Annotated in this window: 23 protein-coding genes and 1 pseudogene; 22 read left to right on the forward strand and 2 right to left on the reverse strand. The window is 26.3% G+C overall.

Annotated elements, in window-relative coordinates:
• The 13 genes and pseudogenes from AYC60_RS06240 to ftsZ all read left to right on the forward strand — a co-directional run.
• A pseudogene (locus tag AYC60_RS06240) lies at window positions 1-583 on the forward strand (Imm49 family immunity protein); the annotation flags it as partial.
• 115 nt (window positions 584-698) lie between these two features.
• Window positions 699-872, forward strand: coding sequence for a hypothetical protein (locus AYC60_RS08680; protein WP_156447691.1), 174 nt, complete (start codon window positions 699-701; stop codon window positions 870-872).
• A gap of 621 nt (window positions 873-1,493) precedes the next feature.
• Window positions 1,494-2,831, forward strand: a complete 1,338-nt coding sequence (murC, locus tag AYC60_RS06245) for a UDP-N-acetylmuramate--L-alanine ligase (RefSeq protein WP_082762588.1) — start codon at window positions 1,494-1,496, stop codon at window positions 2,829-2,831.
• Window positions 2,832-3,683 carry a UDP-N-acetylmuramate dehydrogenase gene (gene murB / locus AYC60_RS06250; protein ID WP_067322548.1) on the forward strand — a complete coding sequence of 284 codons (852 nt, stop codon included), beginning with the start codon at window positions 2,832-2,834 and terminating at the stop codon, window positions 3,681-3,683. It begins immediately after the preceding gene.
• Between the two features lie 2 nt (window positions 3,684-3,685).
• Window positions 3,686-4,603 carry a tRNA dihydrouridine synthase gene (locus tag AYC60_RS06255; protein WP_067322550.1) on the forward strand — a complete coding sequence of 306 codons (918 nt, stop codon included), beginning with the start codon at window positions 3,686-3,688 and terminating at the stop codon, window positions 4,601-4,603.
• A 96-nt stretch (window positions 4,604-4,699) separates the two neighbouring features.
• Window positions 4,700-4,834 carry a 50S ribosomal protein L34 gene (gene rpmH / locus AYC60_RS06260; RefSeq protein ID WP_012858146.1) on the forward strand — a complete coding sequence of 45 codons (135 nt, stop codon included), beginning with the start codon at window positions 4,700-4,702 and terminating at the stop codon, window positions 4,832-4,834.
• Between the two features lie 49 nt (window positions 4,835-4,883).
• Window positions 4,884-5,234: a ribonuclease P protein component gene (rnpA, locus tag AYC60_RS06265; RefSeq protein WP_067322553.1), complete on the forward strand. Its 351-nt coding sequence runs from the start codon at window positions 4,884-4,886 to the stop codon at window positions 5,232-5,234.
• Window positions 5,206-5,415, forward strand: a complete 210-nt coding sequence (yidD, locus tag AYC60_RS06270) for a membrane protein insertion efficiency factor YidD (protein ID WP_067322555.1) — start codon at window positions 5,206-5,208, stop codon at window positions 5,413-5,415. Before rnpA ends, yidD begins: the two co-directional genes overlap by 29 nt.
• Before the next feature lie 11 nt (window positions 5,416-5,426).
• Complete coding sequence (locus tag AYC60_RS06275; RefSeq protein WP_067322558.1) at window positions 5,427-6,110, forward strand: YidC/Oxa1 family membrane protein insertase; 684 nt, start codon at window positions 5,427-5,429, stop codon at window positions 6,108-6,110.
• Window positions 6,110-6,874, forward strand: coding sequence for a Jag family protein (locus AYC60_RS06280; RefSeq protein ID WP_067322561.1), 765 nt, complete (start codon window positions 6,110-6,112; stop codon window positions 6,872-6,874). Before AYC60_RS06275 ends, AYC60_RS06280 begins: the two co-directional genes overlap by 1 nt.
• A 43-nt stretch (window positions 6,875-6,917) precedes the next feature.
• Entirely contained in the window at window positions 6,918-8,285 is a 1,368-nt protein-coding gene (mnmE, locus tag AYC60_RS06285; protein WP_067322563.1) for a tRNA uridine-5-carboxymethylaminomethyl(34) synthesis GTPase MnmE, read from the forward strand.
• A gap of 81 nt (window positions 8,286-8,366) precedes the next feature.
• Entirely contained in the window at window positions 8,367-9,020 is a 654-nt protein-coding gene (locus tag AYC60_RS06290; protein WP_067322566.1) for a cell division protein FtsQ/DivIB, read from the forward strand.
• A 16-nt stretch (window positions 9,021-9,036) separates the two neighbouring features.
• Window positions 9,037-10,149, forward strand: coding sequence for a cell division protein FtsZ (gene ftsZ, locus AYC60_RS06295; RefSeq protein ID WP_067322569.1), 1,113 nt, complete (start codon window positions 9,037-9,039; stop codon window positions 10,147-10,149).
• A gap of 90 nt (window positions 10,150-10,239) precedes the next feature.
• On the opposite strand, the gene AYC60_RS09465 is transcribed toward ftsZ, so the two are convergent.
• Window positions 10,240-10,371 (reverse strand): hypothetical protein, encoded by a 132-nt coding sequence (locus tag AYC60_RS09465; RefSeq protein ID WP_269146653.1) that lies wholly within the window; start codon window positions 10,369-10,371, stop codon window positions 10,240-10,242.
• A gap of 22 nt (window positions 10,372-10,393) precedes the next feature.
• On the opposite strand from AYC60_RS09465, the gene AYC60_RS06300 reads away from it, so the two are divergent.
• The 9 genes from AYC60_RS06300 to AYC60_RS06340 all read left to right on the forward strand — a co-directional run bounded on the left by AYC60_RS06300 (window position 10,394) and on the right by AYC60_RS06340 (window position 17,629).
• Window positions 10,394-10,591 carry a hypothetical protein gene (locus tag AYC60_RS06300; protein ID WP_067322572.1) on the forward strand — a complete coding sequence of 66 codons (198 nt, stop codon included), beginning with the start codon at window positions 10,394-10,396 and terminating at the stop codon, window positions 10,589-10,591.
• Between the two features lie 25 nt (window positions 10,592-10,616).
• Complete coding sequence (locus AYC60_RS06305) at window positions 10,617-11,057, forward strand: DUF5680 domain-containing protein (RefSeq protein WP_067322575.1); 441 nt, start codon at window positions 10,617-10,619, stop codon at window positions 11,055-11,057.
• A gap of 79 nt (window positions 11,058-11,136) precedes the next feature.
• Window positions 11,137-12,078, forward strand: coding sequence for an aspartate carbamoyltransferase (pyrB, locus tag AYC60_RS06310; RefSeq protein ID WP_067322577.1), 942 nt, complete (start codon window positions 11,137-11,139; stop codon window positions 12,076-12,078).
• On the forward strand, window positions 12,078-12,506 hold the full coding sequence (locus AYC60_RS06315) for an aspartate carbamoyltransferase regulatory subunit (protein WP_067322580.1): 429 nt from the start codon (window positions 12,078-12,080) through the stop codon (window positions 12,504-12,506). The genes pyrB and AYC60_RS06315 overlap by 1 nt, the downstream gene beginning before the upstream one ends.
• Window positions 12,506-13,690 carry a dihydroorotase gene (locus AYC60_RS06320; protein ID WP_197416996.1) on the forward strand — a complete coding sequence of 395 codons (1,185 nt, stop codon included), beginning with the start codon at window positions 12,506-12,508 and terminating at the stop codon, window positions 13,688-13,690. Before AYC60_RS06315 ends, AYC60_RS06320 begins: the two co-directional genes overlap by 1 nt.
• Window positions 13,687-14,541, forward strand: coding sequence for an orotidine-5'-phosphate decarboxylase (pyrF, locus tag AYC60_RS06325; RefSeq protein ID WP_067322586.1), 855 nt, complete (start codon window positions 13,687-13,689; stop codon window positions 14,539-14,541). Before AYC60_RS06320 ends, pyrF begins: the two co-directional genes overlap by 4 nt.
• A 2-nt stretch (window positions 14,542-14,543) precedes the next feature.
• The gene (gene pyrE / locus AYC60_RS06330; protein WP_067322589.1) at window positions 14,544-15,128 is read left to right on the forward strand and encodes an orotate phosphoribosyltransferase; all 585 of its coding nucleotides are present in this window, start codon (window positions 14,544-14,546) and stop codon (window positions 15,126-15,128) included.
• A gap of 102 nt (window positions 15,129-15,230) precedes the next feature.
• On the forward strand, window positions 15,231-16,172 hold the full coding sequence (locus tag AYC60_RS06335) for a papain-like cysteine protease family protein (RefSeq protein ID WP_067322592.1): 942 nt from the start codon (window positions 15,231-15,233) through the stop codon (window positions 16,170-16,172).
• A gap of 95 nt (window positions 16,173-16,267) precedes the next feature.
• Window positions 16,268-17,629, forward strand: a complete 1,362-nt coding sequence (locus AYC60_RS06340) for a DUF4153 domain-containing protein (protein ID WP_067322595.1) — start codon at window positions 16,268-16,270, stop codon at window positions 17,627-17,629.
• A 16-nt stretch (window positions 17,630-17,645) separates the two neighbouring features.
• Here AYC60_RS06340 and AYC60_RS06345 read toward each other — a convergent pair whose 3' ends face one another.
• Complete coding sequence (locus AYC60_RS06345) at window positions 17,646-19,412, reverse strand: acyltransferase family protein (protein WP_067322597.1); 1,767 nt, start codon at window positions 19,410-19,412, stop codon at window positions 17,646-17,648.
• Window positions 19,413-19,480: the final 68 nt, after the last annotated feature.

Below are 19,480 nucleotides of genomic sequence, written 5' to 3' on the forward strand. Positions count from 1 at the left end.
AATATTAAATTTTTATATAAAAAATATTGATTTAGTAGGATATGAAAGAAAAAAAGATGAATATATTAAATCAGAATCAAACTTTTTTTTATCAAAAACTATACTACTAGCATTAAAAGGAAGTTGGGAAGATGTCATAAGAAGAGCAGATATATATTTAAATAATCCGTCGAAATCATCGTATCATAAGTATAAGTATATAGAATTTGAATATTTAAAATCATTAGCATTAAGAGATGAAATAAAAATGAGAGAATGTATAGATAAAATGCTTGAAAAGAAGGTAGCTAAAAAAATGTTGAATGATATGAGTACTGCATTTGACTTTTATTTGCATATATTTGTAATAATGTATGCTAAGATAGCAATGTATCATGGAATAGATTTGGGTATAGATCATGAGATAGCCCCAAAAGAATTGATAGATATAACTCCAGCTAAAGAATATCCAGAACCATATGAATTTATGAAAAAATTTAATTTAAATACAATAACAAAAGAAGAGTGGTTAGATTGGATATATGAATATCATCCTGATATTAATAGATTGAAAAAAAGTATAGAGCTAGGGTATTTTGTTTAAGATTATATTTATAAATTGTTATATTAATGGATACAGCTTATAAAAAAATGGTGAAATTAATACAGGTATATCAATGAGTAAATAAGCTATAAAATAACTTGTAAGAGAGATGTAATTGAAAGATTTAAATGTATTTGATAAGATAACAAAAGAAAATGTAGATTTATTACTAGAAGAGTTAACTAACTTAGAAAAAGATAATCTTTTAGATATTCCTAGAGATGCTAAGGTTGTTAGCGATAATTTAATAAAAGAATTTTCTAAAAAAGTTTGCTCAATGATAAAATAAAATGTTCCTGCTGGATTAATAACAGTGATTATTTATTTGAAAACTTTAGTGAAATATGTGTTTAAAGAAGCAAATTTTAAATCAAGTTAAGCAGTAGTATTAACACTGTCAATTATAGGTGGATTAGATGAAGTTAATAAATATGTAAGTTGTGGTATTATATATGTATATTGTGATACAATATAAAAAAATATGAGATGATGTATATAGTCTAAAGGAGTTACAACTTTTGTTGGTGTAACACAAGTTTATAAGATATATATACGGTAGCTATAAAAGACATTAAAAATAGGAATTGGGGAAAAATCACAGATATAAATGAAAAGAAATTATTTATTTCTAGTTTGAAAGAAATTGTATGAAAAGCTTTAAATCAAGCTAAAGATTTTGTTAAAAATATTTCAAATTCGGATTAGGAATTGGATGTAGGTAATATATTTTAAAAAAAGAGAAATATAGGTATGTAGTGGAATAATAAATTTTTAAAACAAAGTAACGTTTATGATTATCAAATTAATAAAATAATGATAGTATATATCTAAATGGTTAGAGTTTATTAATATTAATTTTTACAACAAAATAGAAAGGAAGGTATGAGAATATATATCATACCAAATGATTATGAAAAAAGCATTTTTTAGTGGAATTAATGGAATAGGTATGAGTGGACTTGCACTAATACTTAAAGAATTAGGATATGAAGTATCTGGTTCAGATATTGCATATAAGGAAATAAGTAAGAAATTAGAAGATAATGGGATAAAAGTATATGTTGAACAAAAAAGAGGAAATGTTGAAGGTAAGGATATAGATCTATATGTATATTCAACAGCAATTAAAGAAAATAATCCTGAATATATGTATATGGTAGAAAAAAATATAAAAATGGTAAGAAGGGGTGAATTACTTGCAGAAATTATGGATAAATTACCGTTAGGGATTGCAGTAGCTGGAACTCACGGTAAAACAACAACTTCATCACTTGCAACAGTAGCCTTTTTAGATAATGATCCATATGTTGCAGTAGGAGGTATAGTACCAGAAATAGGCTCTAATTCTAGGGTAGGTAATTCAGAATATTTTATAGCAGAAGCAGATGAAAGCGATAATTCCTTCTTGTATATGCATCCATTTTATTCTATAATAACTAATATAGAGGCAGATCACCTTGAATTTCATGGTAGTTTAGAAAATATTAAGAGATCATTTGGTAAGTTCATAGACCAAACAAGAAAAATGGTTCTAGCTTGTTATGATTGTGAAGAAATTAGAAGTTATGAAAATGATAAAATAGTATTTTATTCAGTTTATGAAGAAAATAAGGATAAGGTTAGAATATATGCAAAAAACATTCATAGTATAGATGGTAAAACATATTTTGATGTAGTTAAAAATGGAGAAGAATTAGGTACATTTAAATTATCAATTCCAGGTGTGCATAATGTATCAAATGCATTAGCAGTAATATATATAGCGCATGAAGAAAAATTAGATATGGATAAGGTTAAGGATAGAATAGAAGGTTTTAAAGGAGCTAATAGAAGATACCAAGTAATATTTGAAAAAGAATTTAAGGTTATTGATGATTATGCTCATCATCCAACAGAAATAAAGGCAACTATTAATGCTGCTAAAATGAATGAAAAGAAAGAAATAGTAGTAATATTTGAACCTCATAGATATTCAAGAACTAAATTCTTTTTAAATGAATTTGCAGAAAGTTTATCTCTTGCAGATAAAGTCTATCTTTTACCTATATATTCAGCAAGTGAAGAAAATATATATGATGTAAGTTCAGAAGATTTAGCTAAATTAGTAGGAGAACATTCTAAAGTATATGAAAAAGATGAGTTAACAAATATATTATTAGAAGAAGATAAAAAAGGAAAGGTATACATATTTATGGGTGCAGGTAGTGTTTCAGCATACGGACATAAATTTGTAGAAATGGTAAAATAAATGAGAATATTAAGAGATGTAAGTATAAAAGAATACTCTAATATGAAGGTTGGGGGAACAGCAAAAGAATTAATATTTATACATGATAAAAATGAATTAAAAGAAATATATGATACTAGAGATAGAATATACCTAATAGGTAATGGTACTAACACTTTAATATCAGATGGATATTTAGATATATCTTTTGTTACATTAAAAGAGATGAAAGATATAGTAATAGAAAAGAAAGAAGATGAATACGCCTTAGTTAGAGCTTACTCAGGTGTTGATTTTAATGACTTCATTAAATTTATGGAAGAAAATAATTTATCTGGTATAGAGAATATGTCAGGTATACCGGGTAGTTTTGGTGGGATTACTAATATGAACGCTGGTGCATATGGTACTGAAATATTTGATGTAATAGAAGAAGTTGAAGTTTTTGATCCAAAAGAAGGAATAAAAATACTTAAAAAAGAAAATATGGACTTTAGATATAGAGGGACAGAAATAAAAGATAATAAATGGGTAGTAGTTTCTACTTTACTTAAATTAACTTATGGTTTTGATAAGGAAGCCAGCCAAGACAAGTACAACCAAAGAAAAACTAAGCATCCTTTAAATTATCCTAATTTAGGTTCAACATTTAAAAATCCTAAGGGGACTTTTGCTGCACAATTAATATCAGACTGTGGTTTAAAAGAATTTAAAGTAGGAGATGCACAAGTTTCGCCTGTACATCCTAACTTCATTACTAATTTAGGTAATGCTAAATTTAGTGATATACAAGAAATACTTAAACATGTAAAAGAAGTAGTAAATGAAAAAACAGGTATAATGCTTGAAACAGAGATAATAATAGTGGAGTAATGATGGGAGTAAAAATATATACAGCTCCTATGGCTGGTGTAACAGATTATACATTCAGAAAAATAGTAGAGGAATTTAAACCAGACCTTACTTTCACTGAAATGGTTAGTGTTAATCAATTAACATATACTGAAGTATCTAAAATCTTAAGGTTAAGAGAAAATAACGGAGTACAGCTTTTTGGTAAGGATATAGAACTAATGCAAAAAGCAGCTAAATATGTTGAATCTATGGGAGTTAGTGAGATAAATTTAAATTGTGGATGTCCTATGAAGAAAATTGTTAATTCTGGTCATGGTTCTGCTTTAATAAAAGATCCTAAAAAAATAGAGGAAATATTAATTGCATTAAAAGAAGTTCTTAAACCAACAACTAATCTTTCTTTAAAGATAAGAGTTGGTTATGATAAGCCTGAAAACTATTTAGAAATAGCTAAAATTGCAGAAAAATTAAGATGTTCACATATAACGATACATGGAAGAACAAGGGAACAAAAATATACAGGTAGTGCAGATTGGAACTATATTAAAGAAGTAAAAGATAATGTAAATATTAAAGTTATAGGTAATGGAGATATATTTGATGCAAGAGATGCTGTAGAAAAAATAAAATATTCTAAAGTAGATGGTATAATGCTTGCAAGAGGTATACTTGGAAATCCTTGGTTAATAAGTCAAATAAGAGAATTACTTGAATTTGGAGAAATAAAAACTGTAGTAAATGACTTAGATAGAGTAAATATGGCTATAAGACATGTAAGTGAATATGCAAAAGATAATGATGAAATATATTATCCTGATATTAGAAAATATATTATGTATTATCTTGAAAAAATAGAGGGACTAGATGAAATTAAAAAATTAATTAATCAAAGTATTTCATATAAAGAAACTATAGACTTATTAAATAAAATAAAGTAGATTTTTGTAAAGAAAAAAACTTGACAACTTTCCTTATTTAGTATAAAATAAGGAATGTATCACATTGATTGAAATAAAAGAAAGGAAAATAATATAATGAAAAGAACATATCAACCAAATAAAAGAAAAAGAAAAATGGATCACGGATTCAGATTAAGAATGAAAACTAAGAGTGGAAGAAACGTTCTTAAGAGAAGAAGAGCAAAAGGAAGAGCAAAATTATCAGCATAACCGGTGACAATTGATTACACCGGTTTTTTTTAAAAGCATGGAGTAAAGTATGGAAAAGTTGAGAAAAAATAAAGAATTTAATAGGGTGTATAATAAAGGTAAAAAGCTATCTGGCAAATTTGTCCTAATTTTTGAATGTAATGCTAAAAAACAAAAATTGGGTTTTGTAGCCAGTAAAAAAACTGGAAATTCCGTTTATAGATCTAGAGCTAAAAGATTGCTTAGAGAAGCGGCTAGATTAAATATAGAACTATTTAGAGATGATAAAGAATATGTTCTTGTTGCAAAAAGCATATTCAAAGATAAAATGAAAGAAATAAAATATCAAGACATAGATTTTGATTTAAAAAGAATATTAAGGAAGAATAAAAATGAAAAGAATATTAATAGGCCTAATTAATTTTTACCAAAAAAACATTTCTAAACACACACCTAGAGTTTGTAGATTTTATCCAACTTGTTCTGAGTATTCTAAGCAAGCTATCATTAAATATGGAGCTTTAAAAGGTTCATATTTAGCTATAAAAAGAATATTAAAATGCCATCCTTTTCATCCCGGTGGAAATGATCCGTTAGTATAGAAAGGAATATTATGACATTAGGAATTTTTTTAGCACCACAATGGTTAGTTAATGCTGCCGTAAAATTATTATCATTAATATATAGTGTTGTTGGTAACTACGGTATAGCAATAATAATTACTACGTTTTTAGTAAGGTTAATACTTATGCCTTTAACATTAAAGCAAGAAAAATCTATGAAAAGAATGAGAGAAATTCAGCCTAAGATAGATGCTTTAAAAGAAAAGTATAAAGATGATAAACAAATGTTAAATCAAAAGACTATGGAACTTTATCAAAAAGAGCAAGTAAACCCAGCAGGAGGATGTTTACCTATATTAATACAATTACCGGTATTCATCGCCCTATATCAAGCATTTATAACTAATGCTTTACCACAAGATGCTACATTTTTATGGTTTAATTTAAGTAAACCTGATTCACTATTTACTATAGGTGGATTTTCAGTTAATTTATTACCACTTTTAACTACAGGACTTACTTTTATTCAACAAAAATTAATGCAAGCTAAGACTCAAAATACAAATAGTGATGATCCTATGGCAAGTAGTATGCAAACAATGATGTATGTTATGCCTATTATGATGTTATTCATATTCTATAAAATGCCATCAGGACTTAATCTATATTACTTTGTAAATACTTTATTATCAGTATTACAACAATTCTATGTAATGAATAGGAGAGATATGTAATGTTAGGACAAGTATTACGTTCAAGTAGTGAAGAAGAATTAAGAGAGAAAATAAGAGATTTAATTACTTTAGCTGATGATGAAACTGTAGAAATTAAAGAATTAAAGAAACCATTTAAATTTTTATTCTTTAGTAAACAAGGTGAATATTTAGTAAAAATAGTTAAAAAGAGTGAAAAAACAGAAAAAATTGAAAAGAAAGAAAAACACGAAAAACCAGTAAAAAAAGAACATGTAAAAAAACAAAATGTTAAAAAAGAAAAACCTGTAGAAAAAAAAGTTGAACAAAATCCTGTAAAACATTCAGTTGAAAAAGATAAGATTAAAGATAGACTAAATGTAATAATTAAGGAGTTTTTAGCAGTATCTAATTTAAATATTAGTATTAAAGAAATTACTTCTAAGGATAATGTATATAAGGTGGAACTTACTGGAGAAGAAATAAGATATATTATAGGTGAGAAAGGAATTTCTTTATCATCTTTAGAATATTTATTAATGTCATTAGAGGAATTTAAAAATATTAAAGTATTTATAGATTCTAATAACTACAAAGAAAAAAGAGAAAGCATTTTAAGAGAGTTAGCACAAAAAACAGCTAAAACTGTTATGAAGACACAGAGAAAAGTTAAATTAAATCCTATGCCTTCAAGAGAAAGAAAGATAATACATGAAGAAATTAGTAAAATACCAGGATTAGAGACTATCAGTGTTGGTGTAGAACCAAAAAGATGCTTAATAATTAAATTAAAAAATAAAAAATAGTATAAGCCCTGTTATCAGGGCTTTTAATATGTTAGGAGGGAAAATGTTTTTTGATACAATAGCAGCTATATCTACTGCAAGAGGTGAATCAGGTATAGGTATAGTAAGAATATCAGGAGATGAAGCTTTTAAAATATTAGATGAAATATTTGTTCCATTTAGTAAGAATAAAGACCTAGGAAACTATAAATTAAACTATGGATATATATATGATGATGGAAAAGCTATAGATGAGGTATTGGTTAGTAGAATGAAAGGACCACGTTCATACACTACTGAAGATATAGTAGAAATAAATTGCCATGGTGGATATTATACTACAAAAAAAATATTAGAAGTTGTACTTAAAAAAGGTGCAAGAATGGCAGAAATAGGTGAATTTACTAAAAGGGCATTTATGAATGGTAGAATAGATTTATCACAAGCAGAAGCTGTAATAGATATTATTCATGGGAAAACTGAAAAATCTGTATCATTATCATTAGATCAATTAAAAGGTAGTTTAAGAGATCAAATTAAAGAATTTAAAGAAGCTTTTTTAGATATTACAGCACATGTTAATGTAGTTATGGATTATCCTGAAGAAGGTATAGATGATCCACTTCCTTTAGAATTAAGAAAGAAGTTAGAAGAGGTATATAGAAAAGCGGATATATTAATTTCTTCATATGATAAAGGTAAGAAAATAAAGGAAGGGATAAAAACAGTAATAGTAGGTAAACCTAATGTTGGAAAATCAACACTGCTTAATACCTTATTACAGGAAGAAAGAGCTATAGTTACATCTGTTCCAGGAACTACAAGAGATGTTATAGAAGAAATAATTAATATTAAAGGCATACCTTTAGTTTTAGTAGATACAGCAGGTATAAGAGAAACTGATGACATAGTTGAAAATATAGGGGTTAAGAAAAGTTTAGAATTTATTGAAATTGCAGATTTAGTATTATTAGTACTTGATAATTCTAGAGAACTTGAAGAAGAAGATGTTAAAGTAATAGAAAAAATAATTTCTTTAGAAAAGCAATATATAGTTTTACTTAATAAGATAGATTTAGAGAAAAAATTAGATATTTCTAAATATGATTTAAAAAATATAGTTGAGATTTCGGCTCAAAATAATATTAATATGGATAAGATGGAAAATGAAATTTATGAATTCATTACAGATAATGAAATAGATGATAGTTCAGAGAAACTTATACTTACAAATATTAGACATAAAACAGCTTTAGAAAAAACTAAAGATTCAATAAAAAATATATTTGAAACTATAGATATGGGTATGCCTCTTGACCTTATTTCAGTAGATTTAAAAGAAGGTTTAGATTCTTTATCTGAAATAACAGGTGAAATTACATCTGAGGATATACTTGATCATATTTTCGCTAAATTTTGCGTAGGTAAATAATATAGGTAGACAAATCATACAATAATGTTGTATAATAAATTGAATAACTATACAATTATGCAATAATATGAAAGAGGTAAAATGAAAGCACATATTATAAAATTACTATTATTAATATCTTTTGTGTATGTTATTTTCTTATTTATTGAAAGTGATTTCTTTTTAGTAAAAAAAGTAAATGTTGAAGGAAATATTTCTTTAGTCAAGGAAGATATTTCTAGTAAATTTGATAAATTAAAAGGAGAAAAAATATTTTCACTTGATTTATCTGAAATGAGAAATAGATTAGAAGAAGATGTAAGAATTGAAAGTGTAAATATTTCAAGAAAATTTCCAGATACTATTAATGTTAATATAGAAGAAAGAATACCTATAGGTATTATTTCAAAAAACAACAAATATTACTATATTGATAAAAACTTAAACATTTTTGCTTACTATAAAGAGGTAAAGGAAGATAACTTGCCTATAATAGATTTAAAAGAAGAAAATGTAGAAGATATAAAAGAATTGCTATCAAATGTATTAAATACTAAAATATATAATATAATTTCTGAAATATATCAAGAAAAAGATATGTATGTACTTACATTACTTGATGGGACTGATGTTTATACATATAAAGAAATAGATTCTAAAAAGTATGAAATTGCATATAATATATATATAGAAGAAATTAAAGAAAATCACTTAGAATATATAGATTTAAGGTTTAAAGATATTGCAGTAAAATAAAAAATGGAGGAATGATATGGAAGGTAATTTCAATAATAACTATAACGGTTATCAACAACAACAAGTATATATGAACAACATGCAACACCAGGCAGTAAATGCAAATGTACAAGGTGCAAAAATAAGTATAATAGGTGTTGGAGGCGGTGGAGGAAATGCCGTTGACTACATGAAAGAATATAATATTGAAGGTGTTCAATATATTGCTATAAATACAGATTTTCAAGATTTAGAAAAAAAAGCAGCAGATATTAAATTTTCTATAGGTACTTTAGGTGCAGGTGGAGATCCATCTGTAGCAAGAGCAGCTGCTGATGAAATGAGAAATGAAATTAAAAAAATTATTCAAGGTCAAGATATGATATTCATTACTGCTGGTATGGGTGGAGGAACTGGAACAGGTGCATCTCCTATAGTTGCAGAAATTGCAAGAGAATTAAATATATTAACTATAGCTGTTGTTACGACTCCATTTAAGTTTGAAGGACCAAGAAGAAGAACTAATGCTGAAAATGGTATTAATGAACTTAAAAAACATGTTGATACTTTAATAGTAATACCTAATGACAAGTTATTAACATATAAAACTTCTACTAATAAAGTTAGAAGTATGTTCTTAGCTCCAAATGAAGTATTATTTAGATCTGTTAAAGGTATAGCTGAAGTAATTACTAAAGAAGGGTTAATAAATATAGATTTCGCTGACGTTAAATATGTTATGAAAGATGCTGGGGAAGCTGTAGTTGGATTAGGTATAGCTGAACAAGGAAAAGAAGCATCAGTTGCAGTTAGAGAAGCTATAGAAAGCCCATTATTAGATAGAAATATTAAAGGTGCTAAGAAATTATTATTAAATATTACAATTTCACCAGAAGCTCCATTTGAAGACTTCCACAAAATTGTTGATGAAGTTACAGCATATTCTGAAAATCCAGATTTAGATGTAATGTTAGGTGTAATGACAGATGAGTCTACTACAGATACTAGAGTAACTATAGTTGCTACAGGATTTGATAATAAGATAGAATCAGTTGCATCAACTGTTGAAGTTATTAGAGAAAGTGAAAATCATACTGAAGAAAATAGTGTAAAAGAACAATCATTCGTATTTCCTAGATTTGATGACTAATTTATAGTAAAAAAAATCCCTTATAAAGGGAGTTTTTGAAAATATATAATGTTATTAGGACTTTACTTTGAAAACATTTTAACACAAATTTTAAAGTTTTAACTGAGATAAGAATAATAATCTTAAAAAAGCTAGAAATGCTCCTATTTCTTCTAGTGCATATTTTAATAAGCTTAGACCAGGAGATAGTGTAGATTTATCTAAAATTTCAAAATATGCCATAAATGATGTTGAAAACTCATTTATGAAGAAAAAAGTAAGTGGTGGAACTACAAATTGGGATAAGTCAATCACAGAAATATTGATGTCATTAGATGTTAGTTTTAATCCTATAAAGAATTTATCTTTAGGATATCATTTTAGTGCACCATTAATATTTAATGGAAAAGATATACACGGATTCTACATAAGAAATGGGTTAAGTGCTACATTGAAGTTTTAGGTAGTATAAAATAGGAGGAGTAACTATGAATGATAAATTAATAAAATTTTTAGTTGAAGCAAAAAAAGTTACATATGCTGGAAGTGGTGTAAAAACCACTCCTACAAGATTTAAATCTAATGATTATGAATATATTCAAGATAATAAAATATATCATGATACATATTTTGGAGGATCAAACTTTATAGGTGAAGAAATAGTATATGTAAATGAAATACCTTTTTGGGCAATGAACTATATAGGCCGTGTAACAGGAGATAATTTTAAAATTGATTTTCTAAAAGAAGCTTTAAAAAATACAAGTTTAGAAATGCCATATAGGGGTCCAGGTTCATTTAAAAAAGATGAATATGAATATATATGTGAAGTTAATGGTGATATTAATTGGTTTCAAGGAAAAGAAATAATAATGTATAATAATGAAGAAATATATGAAAGTTTTTTTCATGGTGGATTAATAAAATAAAATTTCCTCTTGAAAACTCCTTATCTTTATTGTATAATAATAAAAATGTTAAGGAATAAAAATTTTAGGAGGAATTAATATGACTGAAAAATTTTTAAAAGAGAAAAAATTTAGATCGCTGGTTACAGGAGATGATTTTACAGTTCCTGAATTAGTTGATTTATTAAATTTAGCAAGTGATATTTATAGAGAACCGAATAATTTTTCTAATTTATGTAATGGAAAAGTTTTAGGTTCTCTTTTTTTTGAGCCTTCAACAAGAACTAGACTTTCTTTTGAAGCTGCTATGGTAAGACTTGGAGGTTCATATATTAATATACCTGAACCTAAGGGTTCTAGTGTTATGAAGGGTGAAAGCTTAGCTGATACTATAAGAACTGTTGCTGCATATGCAGATATTATAGCTATGAGACATCCTTTAGAAGGTTCAGCTGAAGTTGCAAGACAGAATTCATCAGTTCCATTTATTAATGCAGGTGATGGAGGACATCAACATCCTACACAAACACTTACAGATTTATTAACTATTAAAGAAACTAAACATACTTTAGAAAATCTTACTATAGGTTTATGTGGTGACTTAAAATTTGGTAGAACTGTACATTCACTTGTAAAGACTATATCAAAATTCCCTAATAATAAGTTTATATTCATTTCTCCTGTAGAACTTGAAATCCCTGAATATATAAAAATGGATTTAAAGAAGAGAAATATAGAGTTTGTAGAAGTAAGAAATTTAGAAGATATTATGGATAAATTAGACATACTTTACATGACTCGTGTTCAAAGAGAAAGATTCTTTAATGAAGCAGATTATATGAGACTTAAAGATACATATATTTTAGATAACAAAAAGTTAGAAAATGCAAAAGAAGACTTAATTATACTTCATCCACTTCCAAGGGTAAATGAAATAGCTGTAGAAGTAGATAAAGATCCTAGAGCTAAATATTTTGAACAAGTAAGATTTGGTATGATAGTTAGAATGGCACTAATATTAAGATTATTGGAGGTAAGATAATGTTAAATATAAATAGTATAAGTAAAGGTATAGTAATAGACCATATAAAAACTGGATTAGGTTATGAAATATTTAAATTATTAGAACTTGATAAAGCTAAATTTAGAGTTGCTTTAATTATGAATGCTGAGTCTAAGAAAAATGGTAAAAAAGATATGATAAAAATAGAAAATAATATAGATATAGACTTTTCTATTTTAGGATTAATAGATCCTAATGTAACTGTAAATATTATAGAAAATGAAAATATAAAAGAAAAAATAAAAATAAAATTACCAGAAAAAGTTGAAGAATATATAAAATGTAAAAATCCTCGTTGCATTACTATGCATGAGAATATTAAAAATGAATTTACATTAGTAGATGAAAAAGAAGGAACATATAAGTGTCATTATTGTGATCATTTTCAAACAGTTGGAGGTAAATAATGCTTTTATTAAAAAATGCTAGAGTAGTAGATGCAAATACTGATGAAAAATTAGATATTTTAATAGAAAATGGTAAAATCAAAAAAGTTGAAAAAGAAATTAATTTAGAAAATGTTAAAGTAATAGATTTAAGTGAATATACTGTAATGCCAGCTTTTGTTGAAATGCATGCACATTTTAGAGATCCTGGATTTACATATAAAGAAGATCTTTATACTGGTTCACTTGCAGCACTTCGTGGAGGATATACTACGGTTAATATGATGGCTAATACTAATCCTATAGTATCTACACCAGAAGTTTATGAAGATATTATGAAAAGAGGAAGAGAACTAGATTTAATAGACTTATTTCAAGTAGTTTCAGTAACAGAAAATTTTGATGGTGTAAATTTAGTAGATTATTCTAAATTTGATACACCTACTCTTTCAGATGACGGTAAGGGGATTACTACTAGTTATGTCCTATATGAAGCATTAAAAAAAGCAAAGGAACATAATAAATTAATATTAATACACGCTGAAGATGCCAATATTTCTAAAATTGATTATAGATTAGGTGAAGACTTAGAAACTATAAGAGATATAGAAATTGCAAAAGCACTTAATACTAGATTACATTTTTGCCATGTAAGTACAGTAGGATCTATAGAAGCTATAGAAAGAGCTAAAAAAGAAGGTTATCCAATTACATGTGAAGTAGCACCACATCATATTTCACTTTATGACTTAGAGTATAAAGTGCATCCACCTATTAGAAAAAAAGTTGATGTTGATAGATTAATTAAGGCTATAAAAGATGGTGTAGTTGATACTATAGCAACAGATCATGCTCCACATTCACCTGAAGACAAGGCAAAAGGAGCTCCAGGTATGGTTGGTTTAGAGAGTGCATTTTGTATAAGTTATACAGTATTAGTTAAAGAAAATGGACTTGATATTAAGAGACTTTCAAGTTTAATGTCTAAATTTGGAGCAGAAACTTTAGGAGTAAACAAAGGTTTAATAAAAGAAGGATACAATGCTGATTTAGTAGTAGTTGATTTAGATAAAAAAGTTAAAATTGAAGCAGAAAAATTAGTATCAAAAAGTAAAAATACACCATTTGATCAAAAAGAATTTTATGGTGAAATAAAAGCAACATTTAAAGATGGAATAATAAAATATGGAGAAGATAATTTATGATAATAGATAAGTTATACGATGTTGTAAAAGAAAAAGGATTTGTATGTTTAGGACTTGATTCACATTTAGATTATGTACCTAAATATATTAAAGAAAAATATGAAAGTGTAGAAGATATACTTTTTAACTTCAATAAAGAGATTATAGATGCAACTAAAGACATTTGTGGAGTATACAAGCTACAAATTGCATATTATGAAGCAAATGGTATAGAAGGTTTAAAAGCGTATATTAAAACTATGAAATATTTAAAAGAACTTGATTTAATATCTATAGGTGATATTAAAAGAGGAGATATAGCTGCAACAGCAAAAGAATATGCTAGAGCCCATTTTGAAGGTGAGTTTGAAGCAGATTTCATTACTATAAATCCATATATGGGTCTTGATACCATTGAAGCATATTTACCTTATTTAGAAAAAGGAAATAAAGGTATATTTGTACTACTTAGAACATCTAATCCTGGTGCAAAGGATGTAGAATGCTTAATTACAGATGGTGAAGAACTTTTCTATAATCTAGGAGATAGATTAAAAGAAATAGGAGAAAAATATATAGGTAAATGTGGATATAGTCCTTTAGGATTAGTGGTAGGGTCTACTCATAGTGAAGAAGCTATAAAAATTAGAGAAAGATTTAATAATTCATTCTTCCTATTACCAGGTTATGGAGCACAAGGTGGGAAGGCAGAAAATGTAAGAAAATATTTAAATGACTTTAATGGTGGTGTAGTTAATTCTTCAAGAGGTATTATCACTAACTATACTAAGTATGAAGATGGTGAAGAGAAGTTTAGGGAATATACAAGAGAAGCTGTAATAAAAATGTTAGAAGATATTAGAGGTGTATAATAATGAGTGAAAAAGTTGTATTAGAATTATTAAAAGAAAGTGAAGCTTTACTTGAAGGACATTTTTTATTATCTTCAGGTAGACATAGTGACAGATATGTTCAATGTGCAAAAGTTACTATGTATCCAGATAGAGCTGAAAAAATATGTGAAATAATTAAAGAAAAATTAGATAAGGATAATGTAAAAGTAGATGCAGTAGTAGGTCCTGCTATGGGTGGTATAGTAATAAGTTATGAACTTGGTAGAGTTATTAAAGCAAGATGTATGTTTACAGAAAGAGAAAATGATTTAATGACATTAAGAAGAGGATTTTTTGTTAATCCTGGAGAAAAAATATTAATAGTTGAAGATGTAGTTACAACAGGTAAATCATCACTTGAAACTATAAAGGTCTTAGAGGAGTTAGGAGCTGAAGTGGTAGGTATAGCATCAATAGTTGATAGAACAGGAGATAATATTAAACTGGATTACCCTCTATATTCAGCTATAAAATTAGAGGTAAAAAGTTATGAAAATCATAGCTGTCCAATATGTGAAGAAGGTAAATTACCTTTAGTAAAACCAGGTAGTAGAAAAAAAATTTAAATATGTAAAATTTTGCTAAAAAATACAATAAAAATATATTGACATGTATAGTAAAATATAGTATTATTAATTCAATTTATAATAATAGGAGGTACAACAGAATTGAACAAAAAAATTTTTAAAACATTATTATGTTTGGGATTATTAACATCAGTATTTGCTGTTACAAATTATGCACAAAACAACACTAATGCAGAAGAAAGATATATAATTGGTGTAGACAATGATGAAAATACTGGTGCAGATAGTTATGGAAGAGCTGGAGATAACAAAGAATCAAGATTCTATAAAAATCCAGATTATTTCAACTTAAAAAATGATGATACATTAGTTATCATAGAGAAGTTTAAAACAATGCAACAAACTACAGAGTGGTCTTGTGGTAATGTTACTGCTTTAATGGTTTTAGAAAACATGGGTATTAAGAATGAATTTACAGAAATGGCTATAGCTGAGTCTATGAAGTCTTCAACAGATTTAGATACACCTAATGCTAAACCAGGAAGTGCAGATAATTTCGGAGAATTTGGGACAGACGTAGAACAAATGTTTGAATTTTTTAGTGCAGTTAAAGGTGTAAAGGTTTATGAAACTAACTATATAAGTGATCCTAAGACAGAAGATCTTTATTCAAATAAAGATCTAGTACCAGAAGCTGATTTTGGGAATATTAAGAGAAAATTCCATAATGTAAGTCTTTATGCAAGTGAAAATGACCCTAATACAGATAAATGGGTAGAAGATGCAAAAGATTCATATTTCGTAAAATGGTTAACAGGACATTTAAAAGAAAATAGACCTATAATGGTTGAATGGGTAGACTGGAATGGTCACTGGCAAGCTATAATAGGATATGATAATAATGGGACTCCAGGAATAGGAGATGACACATTAATATTTGCAGATCCTTATGATACAAGTGATCATATGCAAGATGGATACTATGTATATCCTCTTGAAAGATGGTTCTACATGTGGCATGATAGAAGTATTGCTAAAAAACCATTACAATTGCAACCTTACATAGTTGTAGGAAAAGAATAATAGATAAATATATAGAAACTTTCAGGAAACTGAAAGTTTCTTCTAGTTTAAAATAAAGAAAAAAATGGTATAATATTAATAAAAAAAGGAGTTATATGAATAAGATATTAAATAAGTTAAAAGGATTAATAAACTATCCTGTAACAGCAATGTGGTCATTAGCTTTAATAATTTACATAAATACATTTAATGAAGAGAGTACCCTATTGTCTTTTATATTTATTGGATTAATAGCTACAGGACTTGGATATACAATATTTGAGAATCAAAAGTATATACACTTAAAAGTATTTGCTGTATCATCTTTTTATTCTTTAATATCATATTTGATAATAGGAGTAAATAAATTTAATGTAAGAAACCAAAAAATGATAGTAGGAATTATTGGTGTTATGCTATTTATATTTTTTGCTAAATTGCTTAGAGAGGGTTTGAATTTTAATAATATTTTTGTAAATTTTATCATTCATTTAGGATTAGGTGTATTTTCAACTTTACTATATGCCATTTTGGTATTTGTAATAAATGAATTGTTTAATATAAATATAAAGATGGATATAGTTATATCTATTTGGATAGTAATATTTACTGTAATTTTTAGTTTATTTTTTTCAACTAGAAAAAAAATAGAATCGAAAATATTAAATAATATTTTTTCAGCTTTTGTAATAGCATTTTTAGTAATATTATATATGGGACTATTTTCAAAGGAACAAAGTTTAATCATGCATTTAATATTATGGCTTGGATATTTAATGGCAGGTCTTAATACAGTAATAAAGAAAAAATATGTATCTATATTAACTATACCTTTAGTAATATATATGATATATATTTCAATAAAACAAATTAGTATTTATGATGTTACAGAGAATAGATACTTTATACTAACATTTGGTATATTCCTATTATGTGTTTTATTATTACAATTAATTAATGACATAGAAACAGTCAATTACTCTAAGGCATTTGCTTTGTTTATAGCTATGGTTTTCTTTTTTCCATATATAAATGCATTTGATTTGACTGAAAGAAGAATGATAAACAATTTTAAAAGGCTGTATGCTTTAGAAAATATAAATGAAAAAGATAAATATAGTTTAAATTCATATTACTACTATTTAAAATATAGGGATATTGAATTTGATGAGTTAAATAAATATGCTGTAGAAGAAGAAAAATTAATTGACAATAATCTTTATGAAACCTACTATTATGGACCTGGAAATGTTAAAAAGGATATGGGGCCTTTAAAGTATATTCAAGATGATGTAAATGACCAAAAAGAATATATAGTAAATATTAAAGGTAGGGATGTAAATATATTAGAATTGATAGAAAAAGAAAAATTTGAAAATGACACATTTATTATTTACCCTATAAGATATAGTATAGATAAGAATAAGGTAAATAATAATTATTTTGGAAATTTTGAAATACTTATAGAAGAAAAATAACTCGGAAAAATCCGAGTTATTTTTTCTTATTACTTCTTAATTCGTGTTCTATATGTAATTTAGGTTTTGCATTTTCTGGAATGTTGTATTCTGAATCCATAACCTTCATTATTTCTTTAATTAGAACTTCTGCTCCAACTTCATTAACATGTACTTTATCTTTTCTAAAGTATTCAGGATGACCTTTAGATAAAGAATTCCAATCTATAATAGTAATATCATCATATTTATTCTTAGCTTCTTTTAGTACACTATTTACTCCATTGTTCCATTTTCTTGGAACATTGATATTAATAAAGAAAAGGTTTGCTTTACTAAACTTATTTCTAATAGATTCAAGTTGTTCTAAAGTTATAGGCCCATTAGTTCCAAGCATTATTACTACATTTGAATCAGGACTATTGTATTTTTTATACTTATTAGCAAGTTCGATAGCATCAAAGAAGAATCTTCCTGTTTGTGCATCAACTTCAAGTATAGGCAATACTTTTGCCCAAGCATATGCAATATTTATTCCTAGAGAGTCACCTAACATAAGAACTCTATTTATTTTTTGTTTTGTTTCAACTGCTACTTCTTCCTCAACTTTAGGCTTTTCTATTTCAACATTAATTTTATCTACATTTAAATCAAGAGATTGAAGTCCAACTTCTTTTTCATCTATTAATCTATAGCTCCATAATTCTAGATCCATACCAGAAAGTGATATAGATGAGAATACAAATAGTAATAAGGCTGCCATAGATACAGCACTATTTTCAAAATATTTCTTAAATCCATTCTTTCTTATAGGTTCTTCTATAAAGTGGAAAGATAAAATTGATATTAAAAATGTTATTGCAATTCTTAACATTGCATTATTAAAGTTAGGTTCTAAATATTCTTCATATGGTGTTGTAAGTACAAAGATTACATAATGCCATATATATACACTATATGATAATTTACCTATATAATTAAATAAACCAAGAATTTTTGATCTTGATAAAAATAGTATAATAAATCCAAATATTATTGAATATCCTAAAACACCTAAGTATTTATATAGAAAAACTGATTGTTCATCAATAAAAGTCATTGTAAATATTGATAAACCTAAAAGAATAAATCCAAGTACTTTTGATAATAGAGGTATATTCATTCTAGATAATTTAGAAAGAGAAATAAATGTTGCAAATATACCACCTATACATAAAGCATAAATTCTTGTTATTAGTAAATAATATATTATTGATAAATTTTTACTATCCACTATGTATAATACATTTAATGTTAATAAAGAAATTACACAAAGTGTTATTAATATTTCTCTAATATATTTTCTTCCAAATTTAGTTAAAAATATTAAAGGGAAGAATATATAGAACTTCATTTCTATTGCAAGAGACCATAAATGTTTAACTGGAGATGCAATAGTAAAATTATCAAAATAGCTTGATTTACTTAGTACAGAATGTAAATTAGAATTGTATATGAAACTATGTAATATATTACTTCTTTCTTTAAGTAACCATTCTGTATTTGTTAATCCTAATATGACTATTAAAATAATTAGCATAGTAAATGAAACTGGAAATAACCTTTTAAAACGTTTGTAATAAAATTCTATAATATTTAAATTATTTTTTTCTATCAATATAGATGTAATCAAGTATCCAGATAATACAAAAAATAAATCAACTCCCAAAAATCCACCAGGAAGGATATTTGGGGAAAAATGATAAATAATAACTAGAATAACTGCAACAGCCCGTAATCCGTTAAGACCTTTTAATTCTTTCATTTGTAATCTCCTTTTTGTTTATAAATAAATATACCATAAATAGCTATTTATGGCAAGAATATTATTAT

Source organism: Streptobacillus felis, from assembly GCF_001559775.1.
Classification (GTDB): Bacteria; Fusobacteriota; Fusobacteriia; order Fusobacteriales; family Leptotrichiaceae; genus Streptobacillus; species Streptobacillus felis.